The 313-nt window shown below is 32.6% G+C and carries 1 pseudogene; it reads right to left on the bottom strand.

Going from position 1 to position 313, the window contains the following annotated elements:
- Positions 1-46 precede the first annotated feature (46 nt).
- Positions 47-313: pseudogene (locus tag ACM6HU_RS02025) on the bottom strand (transcriptional regulator); the annotation flags it as partial.

Below are 313 nucleotides of genomic sequence, written 5' to 3'. Positions count from 1 at the left end.
CATGTCTTTTCCCCTCTACTTTTTATCAATGAATCAAATATTTTTCTTAATTTAATGCATTCTCAGCTGCTATTTCGAAATATTTTGCCGATTGTTTATACGCTCGATTATTATAAAGGTACTTTCCTAGCTCAAGAGCAAACTCTCGAACTAAAGAATATTGCCTTTTTTCTAGTCCCATTTCAATTGCTTTTCCCATATTTTTTTCAAAGCTATCATGATTCCCCCGTATTTTGGATATTTGGGCTTTAAATCCATAGAGTTGAACATGTGCGTAAGGTATATCACAAGTAGATAGAATATCAAATGCATC

The organism is Bacillus sp. IT-79MI2, assembly GCF_949768135.1.
In the GTDB taxonomy this organism is placed as follows: domain Bacteria; phylum Bacillota; class Bacilli; order Bacillales; family Bacillaceae_G; genus Bacillus_A; species Bacillus_A pseudomycoides.
The sequence above is the reverse complement of the archived record's forward strand: the minus strand, read 5'-3'. Positions and strand labels throughout refer to the sequence as shown.